20 protein-coding genes are annotated in these 19746 nt (G+C 71.9%); 10 read left to right on the plus strand and 10 right to left on the minus strand.

All coding sequences use genetic code 11. The features are described from left to right. Nucleotides 1-29: 29 nt before the first annotated feature. Nucleotides 30-893 (minus strand): PHP domain-containing protein, encoded by an 864-nt coding sequence (locus N5875_RS13470; RefSeq protein WP_318209082.1) that lies wholly within the window; start codon nt 891-893, stop codon nt 30-32. A gap of 105 nt (nt 894-998) precedes the next feature. Next, nucleotides 999-1637, minus strand: a complete 639-nt coding sequence (locus tag N5875_RS13475) for a DUF6758 family protein (RefSeq protein ID WP_209496679.1) — start codon at nt 1635-1637, stop codon at nt 999-1001. A gap of 178 nt (nt 1638-1815) precedes the next feature. Between N5875_RS13475 and N5875_RS13480 the strand changes: the two genes are divergently transcribed. Beyond that, on the plus strand, nt 1816-3045 hold the full coding sequence (locus N5875_RS13480) for an MFS transporter (protein ID WP_338493881.1): 1230 nt from the start codon (nt 1816-1818) through the stop codon (nt 3043-3045). A 22-nt stretch (nt 3046-3067) separates the two neighbouring features. Here N5875_RS13480 and N5875_RS13485 read toward each other — a convergent pair whose 3' ends face one another. Continuing rightward, entirely contained in the window at nt 3068-3652 is a 585-nt protein-coding gene (locus N5875_RS13485; protein ID WP_318209080.1) for a suppressor of fused domain protein, read from the minus strand. 427 nt (nt 3653-4079) lie between these two features. Here N5875_RS13485 and N5875_RS13490 point away from each other — a divergent pair, with 427 nt between their 5' ends. Further along, complete coding sequence (locus N5875_RS13490; RefSeq protein ID WP_318209079.1) at nt 4080-5207, plus strand: magnesium and cobalt transport protein CorA; 1128 nt, start codon at nt 4080-4082, stop codon at nt 5205-5207. A 25-nt stretch (nt 5208-5232) separates the two neighbouring features. After that, complete coding sequence (locus tag N5875_RS13495; RefSeq protein WP_318209078.1) at nt 5233-5742, plus strand: hypothetical protein; 510 nt, start codon at nt 5233-5235, stop codon at nt 5740-5742. A 60-nt stretch (nt 5743-5802) separates the two neighbouring features. Here N5875_RS13495 and N5875_RS13500 read toward each other — a convergent pair whose 3' ends face one another. Beyond that, on the minus strand, nt 5803-6561 hold the full coding sequence (locus N5875_RS13500) for a hypothetical protein (RefSeq protein ID WP_338493884.1): 759 nt from the start codon (nt 6559-6561) through the stop codon (nt 5803-5805). 268 nt (nt 6562-6829) lie between these two features. On the opposite strand from N5875_RS13500, the gene N5875_RS13505 reads away from it, so the two are divergent. The 3 genes from N5875_RS13505 to N5875_RS13515 are packed head-to-tail and all read left to right on the plus strand — an operon-like array spanning nt 6830 to nt 9856. Beyond that, the gene (locus tag N5875_RS13505) at nt 6830-8113 is read left to right on the plus strand and encodes a CBS domain-containing protein (protein WP_318209076.1); all 1284 of its coding nucleotides are present in this window, start codon (nt 6830-6832) and stop codon (nt 8111-8113) included. After that, nucleotides 8103-8678: a DUF1003 domain-containing protein gene (locus N5875_RS13510; protein ID WP_318209075.1), complete on the plus strand. Its 576-nt coding sequence runs from the start codon at nt 8103-8105 to the stop codon at nt 8676-8678. The genes N5875_RS13505 and N5875_RS13510 overlap by 11 nt, the downstream gene beginning before the upstream one ends. A gap of 44 nt (nt 8679-8722) precedes the next feature. Next, a complete protein-coding gene (locus N5875_RS13515) occupies nt 8723-9856 on the plus strand; it encodes an Mrp/NBP35 family ATP-binding protein (RefSeq protein WP_318209074.1) in 1134 nt (377 codons plus the stop codon). Between the two features lie 47 nt (nt 9857-9903). Here the strand turns inward: N5875_RS13515 and N5875_RS13520 are convergent, their stop codons facing one another. From N5875_RS13520 to sigE, 5 genes are all read right to left on the minus strand, one after another. Continuing rightward, entirely contained in the window at nt 9904-10530 is a 627-nt protein-coding gene (locus tag N5875_RS13520; protein ID WP_318209073.1) for a hypothetical protein, read from the minus strand. 74 nt (nt 10531-10604) lie between these two features. Further along, complete coding sequence (locus tag N5875_RS13525) at nt 10605-11081, minus strand: sec-independent translocase (RefSeq protein ID WP_318209072.1); 477 nt, start codon at nt 11079-11081, stop codon at nt 10605-10607. Nucleotides 11082-11172: 91 nt separating this feature from the next. After that, nucleotides 11173-13125, minus strand: coding sequence for a trypsin-like peptidase domain-containing protein (locus N5875_RS13530; protein WP_338493891.1), 1953 nt, complete (start codon nt 13123-13125; stop codon nt 11173-11175). Between the two features lie 78 nt (nt 13126-13203). Continuing rightward, entirely contained in the window at nt 13204-14151 is a 948-nt protein-coding gene (locus N5875_RS13535; protein WP_318209070.1) for an anti-sigma factor, read from the minus strand. Continuing rightward, nucleotides 14148-14906: an RNA polymerase sigma factor SigE gene (sigE, locus tag N5875_RS13540; RefSeq protein ID WP_073912007.1), complete on the minus strand. Its 759-nt coding sequence runs from the start codon at nt 14904-14906 to the stop codon at nt 14148-14150. The genes N5875_RS13535 and sigE overlap by 4 nt, the downstream gene beginning before the upstream one ends. A 142-nt stretch (nt 14907-15048) precedes the next feature. Between sigE and N5875_RS13545 the strand changes: the two genes are divergently transcribed. Beyond that, nucleotides 15049-15714 (plus strand): O-methyltransferase, encoded by a 666-nt coding sequence (locus N5875_RS13545; protein ID WP_318209069.1) that lies wholly within the window; start codon nt 15049-15051, stop codon nt 15712-15714. A 136-nt stretch (nt 15715-15850) separates the two neighbouring features. Here N5875_RS13545 and N5875_RS13550 read toward each other — a convergent pair whose 3' ends face one another. Beyond that, a complete protein-coding gene (locus tag N5875_RS13550) occupies nt 15851-16018 on the minus strand; it encodes a DUF3117 domain-containing protein (RefSeq protein WP_009997451.1) in 168 nt (55 codons plus the stop codon). Between the two features lie 312 nt (nt 16019-16330). On the opposite strand from N5875_RS13550, the gene N5875_RS13555 reads away from it, so the two are divergent. From N5875_RS13555 to N5875_RS13565, 3 genes are all read left to right on the plus strand, one after another. Then, nucleotides 16331-17134 carry an enoyl-CoA hydratase-related protein gene (locus N5875_RS13555; RefSeq protein WP_318209068.1) on the plus strand — a complete coding sequence of 268 codons (804 nt, stop codon included), beginning with the start codon at nt 16331-16333 and terminating at the stop codon, nt 17132-17134. An 84-nt stretch (nt 17135-17218) separates the two neighbouring features. Next, nucleotides 17219-18469: an FG-GAP-like repeat-containing protein gene (locus N5875_RS13560; protein ID WP_318209067.1), complete on the plus strand. Its 1251-nt coding sequence runs from the start codon at nt 17219-17221 to the stop codon at nt 18467-18469. 36 nt (nt 18470-18505) lie between these two features. Beyond that, nucleotides 18506-19738, plus strand: a complete 1233-nt coding sequence (locus N5875_RS13565) for an FG-GAP-like repeat-containing protein (protein WP_318209066.1) — start codon at nt 18506-18508, stop codon at nt 19736-19738. The last annotated feature ends 8 nt before the right edge of the window (nt 19739-19746 follow it).

Below are 19746 nucleotides of genomic sequence, written 5' to 3' on the forward strand. Positions count from 1 at the left end.
CGGGCCCTGTGGAACCCGGCGACCAGAGGCTAGGCGGCGGATCCCCCCGCGCCGGGGACGGGGAAGGCCCCCGCGGCACGGCGGGTGATCTCGCCGTAGATCTCGGGGTCGGTCGTGTACTCGCCGAGGCGGCACGTCTTGCGGCTGCCGTGGTAGTCGCTGGAGCCGGTGGTCAGCAGACCCAGCTCCTTCGCGAGCCCGCGCAGCCGTGCGCGCGTCGCCTCGTCGTGGTCCATGTGGTCGACCTCGATGCCGTCGAGTCCGGCCTCGGCGAGCCGGGCTATCGAGGCCTCGGGCAGCACCTGGCCGCGCTTGACGGCGAGCGGGTGGGCGAAGACGGTGACGCCGCCGGCCGCCTTGACCAGGCGGATGGCGTCGATCGGGTCGAGCTCGTGCTTCTCGACGTACGCCCGGCCGCCGTCGGCGAGCCACTCGGGCGTGAACGCCCCGGACACGTCGGGTACGACGCCGAGCTCGACGAGCGCCTCGGCGACGTGCGGGCGGCCCACGGAGCCGTCGCCGGCGATCCGGGCGACCTGCTCCCAGGTGACGGGGACGCCGAGCTCCTGGAGCTTGCCGACCATGGCACGCGCGCGCGGGACCCGGTCGTCGCGGACGAGCTCGCGCTCGGCGAGGAGCGCGGGCTCGTCGGGGTCGAAGAGGTACGCGAGCATGTGCAGGCCGATGCCGTCGACCCGGCAGGACAGCTCGGCCCCGGTGACGAGGGTCAGCCCCTCGGGCAGTGCCGCGATCGCCTCGGCGTGGCCCCGAGTGGTGTCGTGGTCCGTCAGCGCGACGACGTCGAGCCCGGCGGCGGCCGCGTTGCGGACGAGCTCGGCCGGGGAGTCCGTACCGTCGGAGGCCGTGGAGTGGGTGTGCAGGTCGATGCGCACGACGCGGTACTCCAGGACTTCGGCACGGACGAGGGACGCTCCAGCATAACGGGCGAATCGAACACGCCCGTACGGAAGGAGCCGGCCGGACCGGCCGGGCTCGCGTCAGCTCAGCAGCCTCGGTGTCAGCGCCCCGCACGGTAGGAGTTCGACCTCGGCGCCCGCGTCGCGCAGGTCCGTCAGGACGAGCTCGTCGTACATCAGGAGGCCGGACTGCTCGGGCCAGACGATCGCCCACAGCCAGAGGCCGCGCGCCTCCCCCGCGAAGACCGCGCGGTCCTGCGGGGCACCGTTGACATGCCAGAGCGGCGTCGGGCGTCCGGCGGCGAGGACCTTCGTCTGCGGGGGTTTGTCGATGGCCATGCCCGCGCCGGGGTCGGGGCCGTCGATGCCGGCGTACCGGGCGCCGAGGCCGACGCCGAGCTCCTCGGCGACCAGGAGCAGCTCGCCGATGCCGCCGAGCGGCCCGGGCCCCGAGCAGGCGACTGCGGTCGCGCGTCCGCCACTGCGGTCGTCACCGGCGTACGCGACTCCGGTGAAGAGCCAGCCGACGGGCAGGGGCCACGGCATCCACACCGGCACGTGGGACCGGTGCACCACGACGCCGAGGGCCTCGACACTGGGCGGGATCACGGGCTGCAGCGGGTGCACCGCGCCGTGCACATCGCACTGCCAGGAGTCGGCGAACAGCCCGGGCGCCCTGACCCGGCCACCACACTTCGGACAACTGGGTTCGCCCCTCATAGGGCTCAACGGTCCTACCCCCGGGGCCCCGCGTCAAGGACGATCACCGACGATCACCCGTCCGGCCCGTGCCGTTCACCCCCTACCACCCCCCGATATAGATGTATGTTGCATTCATTAGTCGCTCTAACTTATTCTGTGTATATAGCAACCATCTCGACGCGGAGGAGCGACAGCCATGGAGCAAGCAGAGGAATGCGCCGACGGAGGCAGCATCCTGCGTCAGCCACCGGCCGTCTGGGCCACCGCCGGCGCGTCCGTCGTCGCCTTCATGGGCATCGGCCTCGTCGATCCGATCCTGCCGTCGATCGCCCAGGGTCTGGACGCGACGCCCAGTCAGGTGTCGCTGCTCTTCACCTCGTACTTCCTCATCACCGCCGTCGCGATGCTGGTGACCGGTTTCGTCTCCAGCCGCATCGGGGGACGCCGGACCCTGCTCGCCGGACTCGCGCTGGTCGTCGTCTTCGCCGCCCTCGCCGGCACCTCGGACTCCGTCGCCGAACTCGTCGGCTTCCGGGCCGGCTGGGGACTCGGCAACGCGCTCTTCGTCTCGACCTCGCTCGCCGTGATCGTCGGCGCCGCGGCCGGTGGCAGCGCGGCCGCGATCCTGCTCTACGAGTCGGCACTCGGCCTCGGCATGGCCTGCGGGCCGCTCCTCGGCGCCGTGCTCGGCGACGCCGGCTGGCGCTACCCCTTCTTCGGCACGGCCGCGCTGATGGCGATCGGCTTCCTCTGCATCACGGTCTTCCTGAAGGAACAGCCGATTCCCGCCCGCAAGACCTCGCTGCTCGACCCGATCCGGGCGCTCGGCCACGGCGGTCTCGCCTCGGCCGCGGCGGCCGCGTTCTGCTACAACTACGCGTTCTTCACGGTGCTCGCCTTCACCCCGTTCGTACTGGACATGACGCCGTACAAGTCCGGCGCCGTGTTCTTCGCCTGGGGTCTGCTGCTCGCCGTCTTCTCGGTCCTGGTCGCCCCACGGCTCCAGCGGCGCTTCGGCTCGCTCACCGTGCTCGGCGGCTCACTGGTGCTGCTCGCGGCCGACGTGGTGGTGCTCGGGTACGGCGACCACACGACCGCGATCGTCTGCACGGTCCTGTCGGGCGCGTTCATCGGCGTCAACAACACCGTCTTCACCGAGCTGGCCCTCGGCGTCTCGGACGCCCCGCGCCCGGTGGCCGGCGCGGGCTACAACTTCGTCCGCTGGTTCGCCGCGGCCGCCGCCCCGTACCTCGCCCCGAAGATCGAGGAGTGGAGCGACGTCCACATGCCGTTCGTGGTGGCGGGCGTGGCCGCGGTGCTCGGCGCCGTGGTCGTCCGGGTCCGCCGCGACGCCCTCACCCTCGAAGCCCGGGAACTGGCCCCGAAGCACGCCACGGAGGACGGCGTCGGCGTCTTCGCCGGCTGAGCCGCACCCCCGTCGGACGGGCTCAGTCCAGGTTCACGGACCTGCGCAGCGGATCGCGCAGGTCCGTGCCCTGCGCCAGCCAGCGCTCCTCCAGGGCCTGCGCCCCGTGGACCCGCTTCCACGCCGCCTCGTTGGAGGTCATCGGGAGCAGCGGCAGGAAACGCACCGGGTCCATCGGCTCGTCCAGTTCCAGGTCCTCGACCAGGCCCCCGGACTCGGCGACCAGGACCGAGGTGAAGGCGGCGCCCGGCCAGAGCGGGTCGCCGACGTCGAGCGAGGCGCCCGCGGCCACGATGACGCCCTCGACCTGCGGGGTCGCGGCGAGGACCGCGAGCGGCCGCAGCACCTTGTCGGTGTCCGCGAGGCCGGCCCGTACGGTCAGCACGAGCTCCGCGCGCGGGCCCTTGACCGGGTCGGCGAGCGCGGCGGTCGGGTCGGCCATCGGCTGTGCGGACATGCCGAGGGTCGCGTACCGCACGAGGTCGCCGTCGATGAAGCGGAGCACCTCGATCCGGTCCGTGCCGAGGAACGTCACCGCGGCCCGCGCGTCCGGTTCTCCGAGCGCCGTCCGCAACCGGGCCTCGACCAGAGCAAGAACTTCTCCCATGTGCTGAGCATAAAGCGCGTATGGAACGGGCAAAGGAAGGGATTGACCCTCAGTCGGCTGATAGTCTTGGCCGCTGGTCGGGAGTCCCGAACTCCCGACTACTCGTCACACGTCATCCCTCACGAGGGACCGGCCGGAGGAGGTGGGGCTGCGATGGACCGAAGTCGATCGGGCAGTACCAGCCGCTCTTCCGCCCCGCACCCGAGCCCGGTGCGCACGCACTTCCGGTGATTCCCGGCCCGTATCCGTACGGGCCCGCCTCCCCGGCATCTCGCACGACGGAAGAGCATCTCGCCTTTGCCTGTCTGTAGCGAACGCCGTCACCGCGACCTCTCGGTGCCGCCCGCTTTGTGGACGACGTAGCTCCACGTCCCCATTCCGGGCTGTTCCACGCTCGCCGACGGCTTCTCCGTGAAGGAGCATGCCCATGTCGATGATCCGTGACCTGCGCGCCGCCGTCCGTCCGAGCCTGCGGCACCCCCTGCGCAAGACCCCCACCACGTACACCTCGTACGACCCGACCCGTGACCACACGGCCTCCAGCGCCGTGGTCGACTGCGCCGTCTACCGCGACGGACGCCGCATCGACGACCGCGAGTGCCTCACCCCGCGCGGCGCCATGGGCCGGGTGCGGGAGAACGGCGGCTTCGCCTGGATCGGTCTGCACGAGCCGACCGAGGCCGAATTCGCCGGTATCGCAGCCGAGTTCGGGCTGCACCCGCTCGCCGTCGAGGACGCCGTCCACGCCCACCAGCGGCCCAAGCTGGAGCGGTACGACGACACCCTCTTCACCGTGTTCAAGACGATCCACTACGTCGAGCACGCCGAACTCACCGCGACCAGCGAGGTCGTCGAGACCGGCGAGGTGATGTGCTTCACCGGCCCCGACTTCGTCATCACCGTCCGGCACGGCGGCCAGGGCTCCCTGCGCAACCTCCGGCACCGCCTCGAGGGCGAGCCCGAGCTGCTCGCCAAAGGACCCTCGGCCGTGCTGCACGCCCTCTCCGACCATGTCGTCGACGGCTACATCGCGGTCGCCGACGCCGTCGAACTCGACATCGACCAGCTGGAGATCGACGTCTTCTCGCCGGCCGCGAAGGGCTCGACACGCGGTACGGACACCGGCCGGATCTACCAGCTGAAGCGTGAGGTGCTGGAGTTCAAGCGGGCCGTCACGCCGCTGCTCCGCCCGATGCAGCTGCTCTCCGAGCGGCCGATGCGACTGGTCGACCCCGACATCCAGAAGTACTTCCGGGACGTCGCCGACCACCTCGCGCGCGTGCAGGAGCAGGTCGTCGGCTTCGACGAACTGCTCAACTCGATCCTCCAGGCCAACCTGGCGCAGGCGACCGTCGCGCAGAACGAGGACATGCGCAAGATCACCTCGTGGGCGGCGATCGTCGCCGTCCCCACGGCGGTCTGCGGCGTGTACGGCATGAACTTCGACCACATGCCCGAGCTGCACTGGAAGTACGGCTACCCGATGGTGCTGACCGGCATCGTCGCGATCTGTTTCACCATCCACCGCACGCTGAAGCGCAACGGCTGGCTGTGACCGCCCGGGGGCTAGGCTTCGGGCCATGACTGAAGAGCAGCTCGGGTCCGCCCTCGTCGAGGAGGCCACCAAGAAGTCCGGCCTGGTGTGGGTCCGCGGCACCGGCCCGGCCCGCGCGCTCTGGCACGTCTGGTTCGACGGCGCCGCGTTCGTCGTCGGCGACGGCCCCGGCGAGCAGCCGCTGCCGGGCCTGGTGGACGGCGGGACGGCCGAGGTCACGGTCCGCAGCAAGGACAAGGGCGGCCGTCTCGTCGCCTGGACCGCCGCCGTGCGCGAGATCGCGCACGGCACCGAGGAGTGGGACGCGGCGGTCGCCGAGCTGAAGGGCAAGCGGCTCAACGCACCCGACGGCGAGGCCATGACGGGCCGCTGGGGGCGCGAGTGCCGGGTCCTGCGGCTCGACCCCCGGTCCTCGACCACGGAGCTGCCGGACGACTCCCTGGCGGCCGTACCGCTGCCCTCGGCGGCCACGACCCGCGACCCGGTGCCGTCCGGTCTCCCGAAGCTGCTGCTCAAGCGCCGCAAGCGACGCTGAACCGGCGTCAGGTCCGCGGGAGCCGCCGTCCGGGATCCGCGCCGTGGCCGCGGCCCCGCATCAGGTCTTGGGCAGCTGCTTGCCGTAGTCGAGGATCTCTTCCTTCGACGGCTCGGTGAGCGGGAAGTCCTTGTTCCACTCGGAGAGCACCACCAGGCCCGCTCCCCCGCCCCGCGCGAACCGCAGCGGGTACGGGTCGCCCTGCAGGGCCACGTCGAGGGTGCCGCCCTCGCCGTCCGCGCCGCCCTTGACCTTGACCGTGCGGACCCCGCCGATCTGGTCCCGGTCCCCCTTGACCTTCTCGCCGTGCAGCCCGGTCAGCCCGGTCAGCAGCAGGTCCATCTCGGTGAAGCCGCGCAGCTGCTTGTACGCGGGGTCGCCCTGCGGCACCTTCACATACTTGTCGTCGAGCTTGTCGGCGGCCTCGGCGTCCGCCTCCGTCGGCTCGTCGCTGCCCTGGGTGTCGTGCGACCAGAAGCCCGCGTCCGCCTTCAGATAGAGCGCCTCGCCGACCCGCAGCAGTTCGAAGGTGCTGTTCTTCGTCGTCACCGAGCCGGTGGCGCCGTCCTGCTTGAGGCGCATGTTCAGCTTGAAGGTGTCGCCCTTGCTGACCAGGGTGCCGGAGAGCCGTACCGCCCGCGCGGTGTCCGCGGCGGACCGCGCCTTCCCCTCGATCTCGGTCGCGGAGAGCTTCCCGACCCCGTTGGTCCCCTCGTCCGGATCGGCGCCGCAGGCCGTGAGCCCCACGGTCAGACCGGCGCAGAGCGCGAGCGGCGCGACCGCCCGGTGGATACGCGACGACGCGGCACGAACGGCCATCAGCGCTGCCTCTCATGTCGTGGGGGACACGGACCGCGGCCCGTACGGGGAGACCCGGGCGGCGGCCCTCTGTGCTGCCGGTTCTGCCGGGTGGGAGGGCCGGCGTGCCGGTGGGGACGGCAGACCGCAGCGTACCCGGGCCGGGTGAAGCGCCCGGCAGCAGCCGTACGGAGGCGCTGCCGGGGCGGGGCGGAACGGCACGGGCTAGCCTGAACCCGGCAAAGCTCGGCAATGACTCGAATCGTGCGGCACCGAGGAGGCGCGTGGCATGGCGGCAGGCGCCCCCCGGATCTTCGTCTCCCACCTCGCGGGAGTCCCGGTCTTCGACCCCGTCGGCGACCAGGTCGGCCGGGTCAGCGACCTGGTGGCCATGCTGCGGGTCGGCCGCAGGCCGCCGCGGCTCCTCGGCATGGTCGTGGAGGTCCTCAGCCGCCGCCGGGTGTTCGTACCGATGACCCGGATCACGGGCGTGGAGTCCGGCCAGGTCATCACGACCGGTGTCGTCAACATGCGCCGCTTCGAACCGCGCCCCACCGAGCGTCTCGTCCTCGGCGAACTCCTCGACCGGCGTGTCCGGCTCGTGGGGCCCGGCGGGCAGGAGGGCGAGGAGGTCACCGTCCTCGACGTCGCCATCCAGCAGCTGCCCGCCCGCCGCGACTGGGAGATCGACAAGGTCTTCGTCCGCAAGGGGAAGGGCGGGGTGCTGAGCCGCAAGGGCGAGACGCTGACCGTCGAGTGGTCGGGGGTCACCGGCTTCTCCCTGGAGGAGCACGGGCAGGGCGCCGAGAGCCTGGTCGCCACCTTCGAGAAGCTGCGCCCCGCCGACCTCGCCAACGCGCTGCACCACCTCCCGCCCAAGCGGCGTGCCGAGGTCGCCGCCGCGCTCGACGACGACCGGCTCGCCGACGTCCTCGAAGAGCTGCCGGAGGACGACCAGATCGAGATCCTCGGCAAGCTGAAGGAGGAGCGCGCGGCCGACGTCCTGGAGGCGATGGACCCGGACGACGCGGCCGACCTGCTGTCCGAGCTGCCGGAGGAGGACAAGGAGCGGCTGCTGACGCTGATGCAGCCGGACGACGCGGCCGACGTCCGCCGGCTGCTCGCGTACGAGGAGCGCACGGCGGGCGGTCTGATGACGACCGAGCCGATCGTGCTGCGGCCGGACGCCACGGTCGCGGACGCGCTGGCCCGGGTCCGGCAGCAGGACCTGTCGCCGGCGCTGGCGGCGCAGGTGTACGTGTGCCGGCCGCCGGACGAGACGCCGACGGGCAAGTACCTGGGCACCGTGCACTTCCAGCGGCTCCTTCGCGATCCGCCGTTCACGCTCGTCAGCTCGATCGTGGACAGCGACCTGCCGCCGCTCGGCCCGGACACCCCGCTGCCGGCCGTCACCAGCTATCTCGCCGCGTACAACATGGTCGCGGCGCCCGTGGTGGACGAGAGCGGGTCGCTGCTCGGCGCGGTCACCGTCGACGACGTGCTCGACCATCTGCTGCCGGAGGACTGGCGCGAGACCGACTTCCACGAGGAGGGGGCCGGGCATGGCGGCTGAGCGCACGCAGGACCGCGAGCGGGACCGTGACCGGGAGCGCGACCGTCCGGGCCCCCGCATCCGGCTCGACCTGCCGCGCGAGCGCCGGGCCAAGCTGCTTCCGGAGTACGACCCCGAGGCGTTCGGGCGGCTCTCGGAGCGGATCGCCCGCTTCCTGGGGACCGGTCGGTTCCTCGTCTGGATGACCCTGACGATCATCGTCTGGGTCGTCTGGAACATCTTCGCGCCGGGCGCGCTCAAGTTCGACGAGTACCCCTTCATCTTCCTGACGCTCGCGCTGTCCCTCCAGGCCTCGTACGCGGCGCCGCTGATCCTGCTCGCGCAGAACCGGCAGGACGACCGGGACCGGGTCAATCTCGAACAGGACCGGAAGCAGAACGAGCGGTCGATCGCGGACACCGAGTACCTCACCCGGGAGATCGCGGCGCTGCGGATGGGCCTCGGCGAGGTGGCCACCCGCGACTGGATCCGCTCGGAGCTCCAGGACCTGATCAAGGACCTGGAGGAGCGCCGGGATCTATTCCCGTCGGCCGACACCAGGGGAAGTGACGTACCCGACCGTTGACAGGCCTTTCATGGGCCGGTGGTCGGCGCCGTACCATCGTCGGTATGGCTATGGAAGACGCGGTGCTCGAAGCACTGGCGACGGTGAACGACCCCGAGATCAACAAACCGATCACTGAGCTCGGCATGGTCAAGTCGGTGGAGATCGAACCGGACGGCAAGGTCGCCGTCACGGTCTACCTGACCGTCTCCGGCTGCCCGATGCGCGAGACCATCACCCAGCGGGTGACCGAGGCCGTCTCCGGCGTCGAGGGTGTCACCGGCGTCGACGTCTCGCTGGACGTGATGAGCGACGAGCAGCGCAAGGAGCTGGCGGCGGCGCTGCGCGGCACGAGCGCCGAGCGCGAGGTGCCGTTCGCGAAGCCCGGCTCGCTGACCCGGGTGTACGCGGTCGCCTCCGGCAAGGGTGGCGTCGGCAAGTCCTCCGTCACCGTGAACCTGGCCGCGGCGATGGCCGCCGACGGTCTGAAGGTCGGCGTCGTCGACGCCGACATCTACGGCCACAGCGTGCCGCGGATGCTGGGTGCGGACGGCCGTCCGACCCAGGTCGAGAACATGATCATGCCGCCGTCGGCGAACGGCGTGAAGGTCATCTCGATCGGCATGTTCACCCCGGGCAACGCGCCGGTGGTGTGGCGCGGCCCGATGCTGCACCGCGCGCTCCAGCAGTTCCTCGCGGACGTGTACTGGGGCGACCTGGACGTCCTCCTGCTCGACCTGCCCCCGGGCACCGGTGACATCGCGATCTCGGTCGCGCAGCTCGTCCCGAACGCGGAGATCCTGGTCGTCACCACCCCGCAGCAGGCGGCGGCCGAGGTCGCCGAGCGGGCCGGCTCCATCGCCGTCCAGACCCACCAGAAGATCGTCGGTGTCGTCGAGAACATGGCGGGCCTGCCGTGCCCGCACTGCGACGAGATGGTCGACGTGTTCGGCACGGGCGGCGGCCAGCGGGTCGCCGACGGTCTGACGCAGACCACGGGCGCCACGGTGCCGGTCCTCGGCTCGATCCCGATCGACGTACGGCTCCGCGAGGGCGGCGACGAGGGCAAGCCCGTCGTCCTCTCCGACCCGGACTCCCCGGCGGGCGCGGCCCTCCGCGCGATCGCCGGCAAGCTCGGCGGCCGCCAGCGAGGCCTCTCGGGCATGAGCCTGGGCATCACGCCACGCAACAAGTTCTGACCGCTTGCGGCGAAGGGGCACCCCGTGCGGGGTGCCCCTTCGCCGTTCTACGCGTAGGCGTCCAGGTCCTTGATCTGGGCGAACCCCAGCCCGTACGCGCTCATCCCACGCCCGTACGCCCCGATGTGCACGCCCGCCGCGGACCCCGCGAGGACCCACCCGAACTCCGACTCCCGGTAGTGGAACGGCATCGGCACCCCGTCCACCGGCAGCGACAGCGTCGACCACTCCGCCCCGTCGAGGTCGTCGGCCAGCTCGAAGGCCGTCTCGGTCTGCTGGTCCAGCCAGTTGTCCCGCGTCGCGTGGTCCAGCGACGCGGGCCAGGTGTGGACGAGCAGCCCCGAGCCGGCCAGCCAGGCCGCCGAGGACACGGTGGTGGCGTCGAGGACGCCCGTGCCGTCACCGGTCCGCCGGACCGGGCTCGCGGCCACGGTCACGACGACCGTGAAACGCTCCTTCTCCGCGCCGCTCGCGTCCGTCTTTATCGACGGGGTCTCACCGTGCCCGGTCGACCCGTGCTGCACACTGCCGTCCGCCGCCGTGCCGACCTGCATCAGCCAGCGCGGCCCGGTGAACGCCTCGTCGAGGCCGTACCAGGCGAAGGGTGCGCGCAGATAGCCGTCGGCCGTACGCCGGGCCGTGGGCACGCCCTCCACCCGACTCGTGGTCTCCATCTCGGCCGCCTCCTCGTTCTGTCAACAGAGGGAGGATAGCCACCGCGACGCGTCGGGTCGGTGACAGCCCGTCGTCAGGTCGCGTCGGAGTCGTACGGAGGACGCTCCGTGGTGTCCGGCTTGTCCTGCTTCTTCAGCAGGTCCGGGGTGCCGTTGGCGGAGGTGACGGTGCCGGAGGAACCGCCGGCCGACGGGGAACCGTTGACGGCCGAAGGCTGCGGCTCGCGGCCGTGGACCGCGTCGGCGACGTCGTTCATCTCCTTCTTGAGGTCGAAGCTGCCGCGCAGCTCCTTGAGCTCCCGGAGGTCCTCGTTCTGCTCCATCTGCTTGCGGAGGAACGTCTTCGGGTTGAGGTCCTCGAACTCGAAGTCCTTGAAGTCCGGGCCCAGCTCGCTGCGGATGTCCTCCTTGGCGCTGTCCGAGAAGTCACGGATCTTCCGGATGAAGCGCGAGACGTCCTGGATGACCTTCGGGAGCTTGTCCGGCCCGAAGACGAGCACGGCGAGGACGACGAGCGTCACCAGCTCGAGTGCGCCTATGTCGCTGAACACCTAGTAGCTCCTTCATGCCGGTCAAGGGCCCGGTCCACGGTACCCGCCGAAACTGCCGGACGGGTACCTCCCGGTGTCGGCCACATGGCGCTCAGGTGCCCTGGGACGAGCCGAGCGTCAAGGTCTTTGTCAGCTCTTTGCCACCACGGGTCAGGGTGAGCTCCAGCCGGTCGCCGGGGCGGTGGGCGCGGATCTTCACGATCAGCTCCTCGCCGTTGTGCACGCGCTGGCCGTCGACCTTGGTGATGACGTCGCCGGGCCGGAGCCCGGCCTTCGCGGCGGGGCCGCCGGGCGTGACGGCGGCGGCGCCGTCCTTGCCCTTCTCGCCGACCCGGGCGCCGTCGCCGTTGAACTGCATGTCGAGGCTCACACCGATGACGGGGTGGGTGGCCTTGCCGGTGTTGATGAGCTCCTCGGCGACGCGCTTGCCCTGGTTGATCGGTATGGCGAAGCCGAGGCCGATGGAGCCGGGCTGGGAGGCGCCCGCGCCCTCGCCCTCGCCGGAGCCGCCGGCGGCGCGGATGGCGCTGTTGATGCCGATGACCCGGCCCTTGGAGTCGAGGAGCGGGCCGCCGGAGTTGCCGGGGTTGATGGGGGCGTCGGTCTGGAGGGCGTCGACGTAGCTGATGTCGCTGCCGTCGCCCTTCTCGCCGCCCGCGGTGATCGGGCGCTCCTTGGCGCTGATGATGCCGGAGGTGACCGTGTTGGAGAGGTCGAAGGGGGCGCCGATGGCGACGACGGGGTCGCCGACGCGGACGTTGTCGGAGTTGCCGAGCGGCAGCGGCTTGAGGCCGGAGACGCCGGTGACCTGGACGACGGCGAGGTCGTAGCCGGTGTCCTTGCCGACGACCTTGGCGCGGGCGGTCTCGCCGCTGGAGAAGGTCACCGAGATGTCGCTCGATGACTGCGCCCCGTCCACGACGTGGTTGTTGGTGAGGATGTGGCCCTTGGTGTCGAGGACGAAGCCGGTGCCGGTGCCGGACGAGCCGCCGCCCTTGACGTGCAGGGTGACGACGCCGGGCAGGGCACTGGCCGCGATCCCGGCCACGCTGTCCGGGGCGCGGTCGGTGTCGCCGCCGTCCGACTGCGGGAGCTCGACGGTGGTGATGCCGCCGTTCCGCTCGACGTAGGCGCCGATGCCGCCGCCGATGACCCCGGTGACGAGCGCGAAGGCGAGCGCACCGGCGATGGCGAGCCCCTTGCGGGACTTCTTCGCGGGCAGGGGCGGGAGCCCGGACCCGCCGGCCCCCCAGGGGTCGTACTGCACCCAGGGCGCACCGGTCTGCGGCGGCACGCCGCCACCCTGGGCGTGGAGCGGGGGGTGGGGGTGCGGCTGCGGGTGCGGCTGGGGCTGCGGCGGTACGGGGGGTACGTGGGCCTGCTGCGGCGGTACGGACGCCGGGGGGCGCTGGACGGGCGGCGCGGGCGCCCAGGGTCCGGGCTCGCCGTAGGGCGGCGTCCGGTACTCGTCGGGGGCGTGCAGGGGCGTCGGCGCGGGCTGGGCGGGCGCCGGGGCGACCGCGGCCGGAGGGGCGTCGACGGGGGCGTCGGCGACGGGGGCGTCGGGGACCGGGAGGACCTCGGTCATCTGAGCGTCGGTCACCTGAGCCCCGGCCGCCTGAGTCTCCGTCGCCTGAGTCCGGGTCACCGGGAGGGCCTCGGTCGGGGCCGCGTCCGCCGGGACCGCGTCCGCCGGAGCCGCGTCCGCCGGGGCGGGAGCCTCGCTCTTGGTCAGCGGCACGACGGGCACGTCGGCGGCGACGGCCTGACTCGGCACCGCCGCATCCGTCACACCGGCCGCATCCACCACACCTGCCGTATCCGCCACATCCGTCACGTCGGCCAGGACGCTGCCGGCGGCCGGCACCTCAGGTGCTTCGGCCGGCGGCTGCGGCGCGGGCAGCGGAAAGTCGCCGTCGGCGTCATGCGCGGCGACGGCCGTGGCGCCCTCCGTGAGGTCGTCGGTCGGAGGCGGCGAGGGTATCCGTGCCGCCTCCGGTGCGCTCGACGGCCGGCTCCACCAGTTCGGCTTCCCGTTGTTCATGCTCTCCCCGCAACCCGCTGACCCGTCCGCGCCCCCTTGGGCGGGCGCCCCTGTCCCTGGATTCAACCAGGTCGCGCGTCAGCGGTGGGAGCCGAGCGGTGCGGCGGTCGGGCTGGGCGCCGGGCTGGGGCCGGGACCGAAGGCCAGTTGGAGGGCCGGCCCGGTCGGTCGTATGAACGGCGAGAGGGCGAGGAACGACTGCGTGGCCGGGTCCCGGAGCCGTACCGCCACCAGGGGCATGGCCGGGGAGTGCACCGCGCTCGGCGGAACGGCGCCCGCCGGGGCCGTGCCCGGACCGACCGGCGACACCGGCCCGTGCGGCAGCGCCGCCGGGGTCCCGGGGGTCAGTGGAGCCCCCGAGGTCACCGGCGCGCCGTCGACGGACTGGGCTCCGCGCTCGCCGGAGCGGGTGCCCCGGACCGCGGCAGTGCCGCCGCCGGGGCCCGTGGCCGGGGCGCGCAGCGGCGTGACCGCCGTGCCGGTGCCCTGGCCGCCGCGCCCGCTCGCGTTCACCGAGGCCTCCAGCGGCAGGGTGCCGCCGAGGGCGATGGCCGCGAACGAGACGGCGCTGGCCGCCGCGAAGGCGAAGCGCCGGCCGCGCCAGGAGGATCCGGCACGGTCGCCGACGTCGTGGATGCGGAAACCGGTCTGGGGGGCGTCGTGTGCGGGGCGCGGGGTGACGACGGCCGCCGTGGCGAAGCCGTCGGACCTCACGCCGCCCGCGCCGAGGAGTTCTTCGAGGGGGCCTCGCGGTCCGCCGGGGCCTCCCGGCTCACCAGGGCCCCCGGGTAGCCCCTGCAGTCGGGCGAGAAAACCTTCCGAGGGCGGCGGCGGAGCCGCCGAGGCGAAGACGCTCTTGAGGGTGCGCTGCGCGTCGGCCTCCGCCTTGCAGCGGGCGCAGGTCGCGAGGTGGGCGAGGACCCGCTCGCGGGCGTCATGGCCGAGTTCGCCGTCGACGAGCGCGGCCAGCCGGTCCCCGAGGTGGTGTTCCGCGGGGGACGGTGACGAGGGACGTGTGCCGCTCACGCTGTCCCTGCCTCCCATCCGACGGAGGCCAGGGCACGCTCCGCCCGTGCCTCGGGCGAGCGGTGCTTGAGGGCCTTGCGCAGGTGGGAGCGCCCGCGGTGGATACGACTGCGGACGGTGCCGAGCTTCACGCCGAGGGTCGCGGCGATCTCCTCGTACGACAGTCCTTCGATGTCGCAGAGGACGACCGCGGCACGGAACTCGGGCGCGAGGGTGTCGAGGGCCTGCTGCACGTCGGCGTCGAAGTGGGTGTCGTTGAACACCTGCTGCGGCGAGGGCTCACGGCTGGGCAGCCGCTCGGCGGCGTCGTCGGCGAGCGCGTCGAAACGGATGCGCTGCTTGCGGCGGACCATGTCGAGGAAGAGATTGGTGGTGATGCGGTGGAGCCAGCCCTCGAAGGTGCCCGGCGTGTACGTCGACAGCGAGCGGAAGACGCGGACGAAGACCTCCTGGGTCAGGTCCTCGGCGTCGTGCTGGTTGCCGGTCAGCCGGTAGGCGAGGCGGTACACCCGGCCGCTGTGCGTGCTGACGATCTCCTCCCAGGTGGGTGGAGTCCACGCCTGCGATTCCGCATCCGATGCGAAGGTCGCGGTGGTGGGCGCGGAGTCGGCGGTGCGGATTCGGTCAGCGGTGTCGGTCACGGATTTCGGCTCACCCGCCGACCTGAGAAGACGCCGAAGCACTCCTCCCCGATCCACAGGCGCAGCCGCACCTCCCCTGTCGGCTCTGGTGGTGTCCAGTGGAGCCCCTACCATAGCCACCTCGCCCGTTAGCTCCGGATAAGAATCTTTACGCGAATTTGGAACCGGCTCCCCCGGCTTCCTCCTGCCGCGTCCTTCCCCTGGTGAACGCCCGGTCCCATCTGCGGGTTCCCGCTGACAGCGGATACAGTCACCGTTGCGTCAACTACGGGGACAGGAGAGGGCCATTACCGCCAACCGGCAGACGAGCTGGTCGTTCGCCGACGCCTTTGTCGCCGAGGACGAAGCTCTGCACTGGGCCCGGGAGCGGGCCCGGGAGGCAGGGCTGCCCTCGGTGTCGCCGGGCACCGGTGGGGCGCTGCGCCTGCTCGCGGCCACGGCGGACGCGAAGGCGGTGGCGGAGATCGGCACGGGCACCGGCGTGTCGGGCATCTATCTGCTGCTCGGGATGCGACCGGACGGCGTCCTGACGACGGTGGACCTCCAGCCGGAGCGGCAGCAGCTCGCCAAGACGGCGTTCCGTGCGGCGGGCTTCGCGGGCAACCGGGCCCGTTTCATCCCCGGCCGGGCCCTGGACGTCCTGCCGCGCCTCGCGGACGGCGGCTACGACCTCGTGTTCTGCGACGGCGACCGGCTCGAGTACCTGGACTACCTCGCTGAATCGTTGCGCCTGCTGCGACCTGGCGGGCTCGTCTGCTTCGAGGGCGTCTTCGCGGACGGCCGTACGGTCGACTCGGGGGCCCAGCCGGCCGAGGTCCAGCGGGTCCGTGAGCTGCTGCGCACGGTGCGGGAGAGCCAGGAGCTCATCCCCTCCCTGCTGCCGGTGGGCGACGGCCTGCTGTGCGCGGTCCGCCGCGGCTGAGCAGTCCCCAACCGACCGGACCCACCCCCGGCCCCACGCCGCCCCACCCCGGACACACCACTGCCCCACCCCGGACACACCACTGCCCCGGCACGGGCGGGCCGTGCCGGGGCAGTGGTCAGGATGCGAGGGAGAGTCAGCCGACGACCTTCTTCAGGGCATCGCCCAGCGCCTCGGCCTCGTCGGGAGTCAGCTCGACGACAAGCCGACCGCCGCCTTCGAGCGGAACGCGCATGACGATGCCCCGCCCCTCCTTGGTCACCTCGAGCGGGCCATCACCCGTCCGCGGCTTCATGGCCGCCATGCTTGTTCCCCTTCCTGAAACCAGCTCATTGTCAGCCGGGCAGCTCCATGACCTGGAGCACGCGTCACCGGCTTCGAACACATTGCTTCCAGGTCATTATCCCGCATGGCAGGACCCGATGACCAACATCGATTGGCATCGCTTGCGCAACGCGCTCTCTCAAAACCCCACATTTCGGCGATCGGCCTGCGATACTTCGCCGCTCGGCGTCCGGCCGGGCCCTTCAAATCTTTGACGCAGCTCACATGGGCGGGGCGGGTGATGTCCGCCATGCTGTGCAGGTCAACCACGCAAAGAGGCGAAGGGAACCCCATGGCCGACACGGTGCTGTACGAGGTGAGCGACGGGCTCGCCACCATCACGCTCAACCGGCCCGAGGCCATGAACGCGATGAACGTGGCGGCGAAAGTCGCCCTCCGGGACGCCGCCGAGACGGCCGCGGCGGACCCCGCCGTACGGGCGGTGCTGCTCACCGCGGCGGGCGAGCGGGCGTTCTGCGTCGGTCAGGACCTGAAGGAACACGTGGGTCTGCTCATGGCGGACCACGAGAACGGCACCCGGGAGACCATGAACACGGTCCGGGACCACTACAACCCGATCACCACGGCACTGGCGGGCATGCGCAAGCCCGTCGTGGCCGGCGTGAACGGTGTCGCGGCGGGGGCCGGCTTCGGCTTCGCGCTCGCGGCGGACTACCGGGTGGTCGCGGACACCGCCTCGTTCAACACCTCCTTCGCGGGGGTCGCCCTGACCGCGGACTCCGGCATGTCCTGGACGCTCCCCCGCGTGATCGGCCCGAGCCGCGCCGCCGACCTGCTGCTCTTCCCCCGCTCGATCAGCGCCCAGGAGGCGTACGAGCTGGGCATCGCGAACCGCGTGGTCCCGGCCGCCGACCTCGCCGCCGAGGCCGAGAAGGTGGCCCGCAAGCTGGCGGAGGGCCCGACGGTGGCGTACGCGGCGCTGAAGGAGTCCCTCGCCTACGGCGCCGACCACTCGCTGTCCGAGGCACTGGACAAGGAGGAGGAACTCCAGAACCGCGCGGGCGCCTCCGAGGACCACACGATCGCGGTCCGCGCCTTCATCGCCAAGGAGAAGCCGAAGTATCTGGGCAGGTGACGGACCCCGGAACCCGTTCGTACGAGTGGTGGGCGCGTCTATAGGATCCGCTCACCATTCGTACGCACATACCTGGGGGGTTCCGTGCGTCCATCTCCTTCGGCGCGCCTTCTTCGCGGCGCGCTCACGGCGGGTCTGGCCCTGGGCCTGTCCGCCGCCGTCCTGCCCTCGCCCGCGCGGGCGGCCGACGGGGCCGACCGCTGTCCGCAGGACTCCCTCTGCGTCTTCAGCCAGCCGCTGTACCAGGGCGAGATGCTCGTCCTCAAGACGCCGATGCTGTCCCTGGGCGCCTGGGACAACCGCATCCGGTCCTTCGTCAACAACCACTCCGGCGTGTACGCCGCGTGCTTCTACCCGGAGCCCGGCCTCGCTCCCGAGGGCTCACACCACCTGTACAACTCGACGTCCTTCGACGAGAGCCAGTACCCCGGCCTCGACAGGGCGGTGAGCTCCATCGACATCGGCCCCGAGGCGGACGATTTCTGCAGCTGGGAGAGCCGTTACCCGACGCTCTCCGAAGCCCTGGGGTCCCGGCCCGCGCCGCTGCCCGCGACGGGCGCCTTCGGCGACATCGACCGCGACGGGTACGCCGACGTACTCGGCCGCAACCCGTTCGGCCAGCTGTGGTCCGTACACAACACGGCTCCGTACAGTCCCAGTACCGGCCGCCTCGTGGGCGGCGGCTGGAACGCCATGACGAAGCTGACCCGGCACGGCGACCAGGACGGCGACGGCAACGAGGACGTCTACGCCCGCGACGGCGCCGGCTCCCTCTGGCTCTACCCCGGCGACGGCAAGGGCACCTTCAAGCCCCGCCGCCTCATCGGTGGCGGCTGGAACTCCCTGCGGGATCTGACGGCCGCCGGGGACCTGACCGGCGACGGCAAGGGCGACCTGCTCGCCACCGACGCCACCGGGGTCCTCTGGACGTACCCCGGCAACGGCAAGGGCTGGTTCGGCACCCGCAAGAAGGTCGGCGGCGGCTGGGAGTCCATCAACGAACTCGTCGGCGCCGGGGACATGAACTCCGACAAGAAGGCCGACCTGATCGCCCGTGACACAGCGGGCCGGCTCTGGCTCTACCCCGGCAACGGGCTCGGCTGGTTCGGCGCCCGCAAGCTCATCGGCAGCGGCGGCTGGAACGGCCACAAGGAGCTCGCGGGCCTCGGCGACATCACAGGTGACGGCCGGCCCGACCTGGTCGCACACGCCTCGGGCGCCCCCTTCGGCTGGGACGGCCATACCTACCTGCTCGTCTACCCCGGCACCGGTGACGGGCGTCTGCGCGCCCCGCTGAATTTCGGCCAGCTCCGCAGCAGCAGCTTCGTCTTCTGACCCCTTCCGACTCTCCTCAGGAACGGATCCCGCGCCATGACGCGCACCTACGCAATCCGGCGTGCCCTCGCCGCCGCCGTGACCACCGCGGCCACCCTGGCCACGATGCTGACCGCAGCGCCCGCCGCGTCGGCCGACCAGTACCGCTGCCCCGCGGGCAGCTTCTGTGTCTTCAAAGACCCCCGCTACGGCGGCGAGATGAAGGTCATCTCTGCCAGTCAGCCCACCCTGGGCACCTGGAACAACACGATCTCGTCCTACTTCAACCGCAGCGACAAGTGGGCCATCCTCTACCTGGCCGCCGACTACTCGGGGCAGCAGTTGCTGCTGGTCGGCCCCCACCAGCGCGGCGACGGCGACCTGGGCCCGGGCTCCTCGTCCGGTGCCGACAACGCCATCAGCTCGATCCGGATGGGAGGCACCCAGTGGGAGGTCGAGACCGGTCAGGCGTGGATCGACTGGGACACCGGCACCACTCCCCGCCCGGACGGACTCCCGGCCCAGTCCAGGTTCGGCGATCTCGACGACGACGGCACCGGCGACCTGCTCGAACGTGACGGGGCCGGCCGGCTCTGGTTCCTCGACGGCGTACGCGACGCCGACGGGCGGACCAAGGGAGCCCTGGTCGGCGGCGGCTGGAACGCCATGACCGCACTCGTCCGCCACGGCGACCACGACGGCGACGGACACGAGGACGTCTACGCCCGCGACCGGGCCGGCGTGCTGTGGCTCTACCCGGGCAACGGCAAGGGCTGGTTCAAGCCCCGCCTCAAGATCGGCGGCGGCTGGAACACCATGAAGGAGATCGAGGCGGTCGGGGACATCACCGGCGACGGCCGCCGCGACCTGGTCGCCCGGGACACCGCCGGTGTCCTCTGGACGTACCCGGGCAACGGCCGCGGCTGGTTCGGCGCCCGCACGAGGGTCGGCGGTGGCTGGAGCGCCATGAACGCACTCGCGGCGCCCGGCGACATGAACCGGGACGGCAGGTCCGACCTGGTCGCCCGCGACGGCTCCCGCGCCCTCTGGCTCTACCCGGGGAACGGCCGGGGCTCCTTCGGCGCCCGGGTCAGGCTGCCGTACGCCTGGCCGTCGGGCACCCCGCTCGTCGCCACCGGCGATGTGACCGGTGACGAACTCGGCGACATCATGCGGACGATCGAGGCTTCGTCGCTGTACGTGTACGCGAACGACGGCGTCGGCGGTCTCCGCGCGCCGGAGTTCGAGACGGGGTACGACATCACCGCACCCTCCGTCCACATCTTCTGATCCGGACG

Origin of the sequence: Streptomyces sp. SJL17-4, assembly GCF_036826855.1 — a bacterium.
In the GTDB taxonomy this organism is placed as follows: domain Bacteria; phylum Actinomycetota; class Actinomycetes; order Streptomycetales; family Streptomycetaceae; genus Streptomyces.

What these genes read in the sequence shown, in the direction of transcription:
- N5875_RS13475 (WP_209496679.1), bottom strand. Translation starts at nt 1,637, where the DNA reads ATGAGGGGCGAACCCAGTTGTCCGAAGTGTGGTGGCCGGGTCAGGGCG.
- N5875_RS13520 (WP_318209073.1), bottom strand. Translation starts at nt 10,530, where the DNA reads ATGGAGACCACGAGTCGGGTGGAGGGCGTGCCCACGGCCCGGCGTACG.
- N5875_RS13530 (WP_338493891.1), bottom strand. Translation starts at nt 13,125, where the DNA reads ATGAACAACGGGAAGCCGAACTGGTGGAGCCGGCCGTCGAGCGCACCG.
- N5875_RS13510 (WP_318209075.1), top strand. Translation starts at nt 8,103, where the DNA reads ATGGCGGCTGAGCGCACGCAGGACCGCGAGCGGGACCGTGACCGGGAG.
- sigE (WP_073912007.1), bottom strand. Translation starts at nt 14,906, where the DNA reads ATGGTAGGGGCTCCACTGGACACCACCAGAGCCGACAGGGGAGGTGCG.
- N5875_RS13500 (WP_338493884.1), bottom strand. Translation starts at nt 6,561, where the DNA reads ATGGCCGTTCGTGCCGCGTCGTCGCGTATCCACCGGGCGGTCGCGCCG.
- N5875_RS13515 (WP_318209074.1), top strand. Translation starts at nt 8,723, where the DNA reads ATGGCTATGGAAGACGCGGTGCTCGAAGCACTGGCGACGGTGAACGAC.
- N5875_RS13550 (WP_009997451.1), bottom strand. Translation starts at nt 16,018, where the DNA reads ATGGCGGCCATGAAGCCGCGGACGGGTGATGGCCCGCTCGAGGTGACC.
- N5875_RS13485 (WP_318209080.1), bottom strand. Translation starts at nt 3,652, where the DNA reads ATGGGAGAAGTTCTTGCTCTGGTCGAGGCCCGGTTGCGGACGGCGCTC.
- N5875_RS13565 (WP_318209066.1), top strand. Translation starts at nt 18,506, where the DNA reads ATGACGCGCACCTACGCAATCCGGCGTGCCCTCGCCGCCGCCGTGACC.
- N5875_RS13505 (WP_318209076.1), top strand. Translation starts at nt 6,830, where the DNA reads ATGGCGGCAGGCGCCCCCCGGATCTTCGTCTCCCACCTCGCGGGAGTC.
- N5875_RS13490 (WP_318209079.1), top strand. Translation starts at nt 4,080, where the DNA reads ATGTCGATGATCCGTGACCTGCGCGCCGCCGTCCGTCCGAGCCTGCGG.
- N5875_RS13495 (WP_318209078.1), top strand. Translation starts at nt 5,233, where the DNA reads ATGACTGAAGAGCAGCTCGGGTCCGCCCTCGTCGAGGAGGCCACCAAG.
- N5875_RS13480 (WP_338493881.1), top strand. Translation starts at nt 1,816, where the DNA reads ATGGAGCAAGCAGAGGAATGCGCCGACGGAGGCAGCATCCTGCGTCAG.
- N5875_RS13555 (WP_318209068.1), top strand. Translation starts at nt 16,331, where the DNA reads ATGGCCGACACGGTGCTGTACGAGGTGAGCGACGGGCTCGCCACCATC.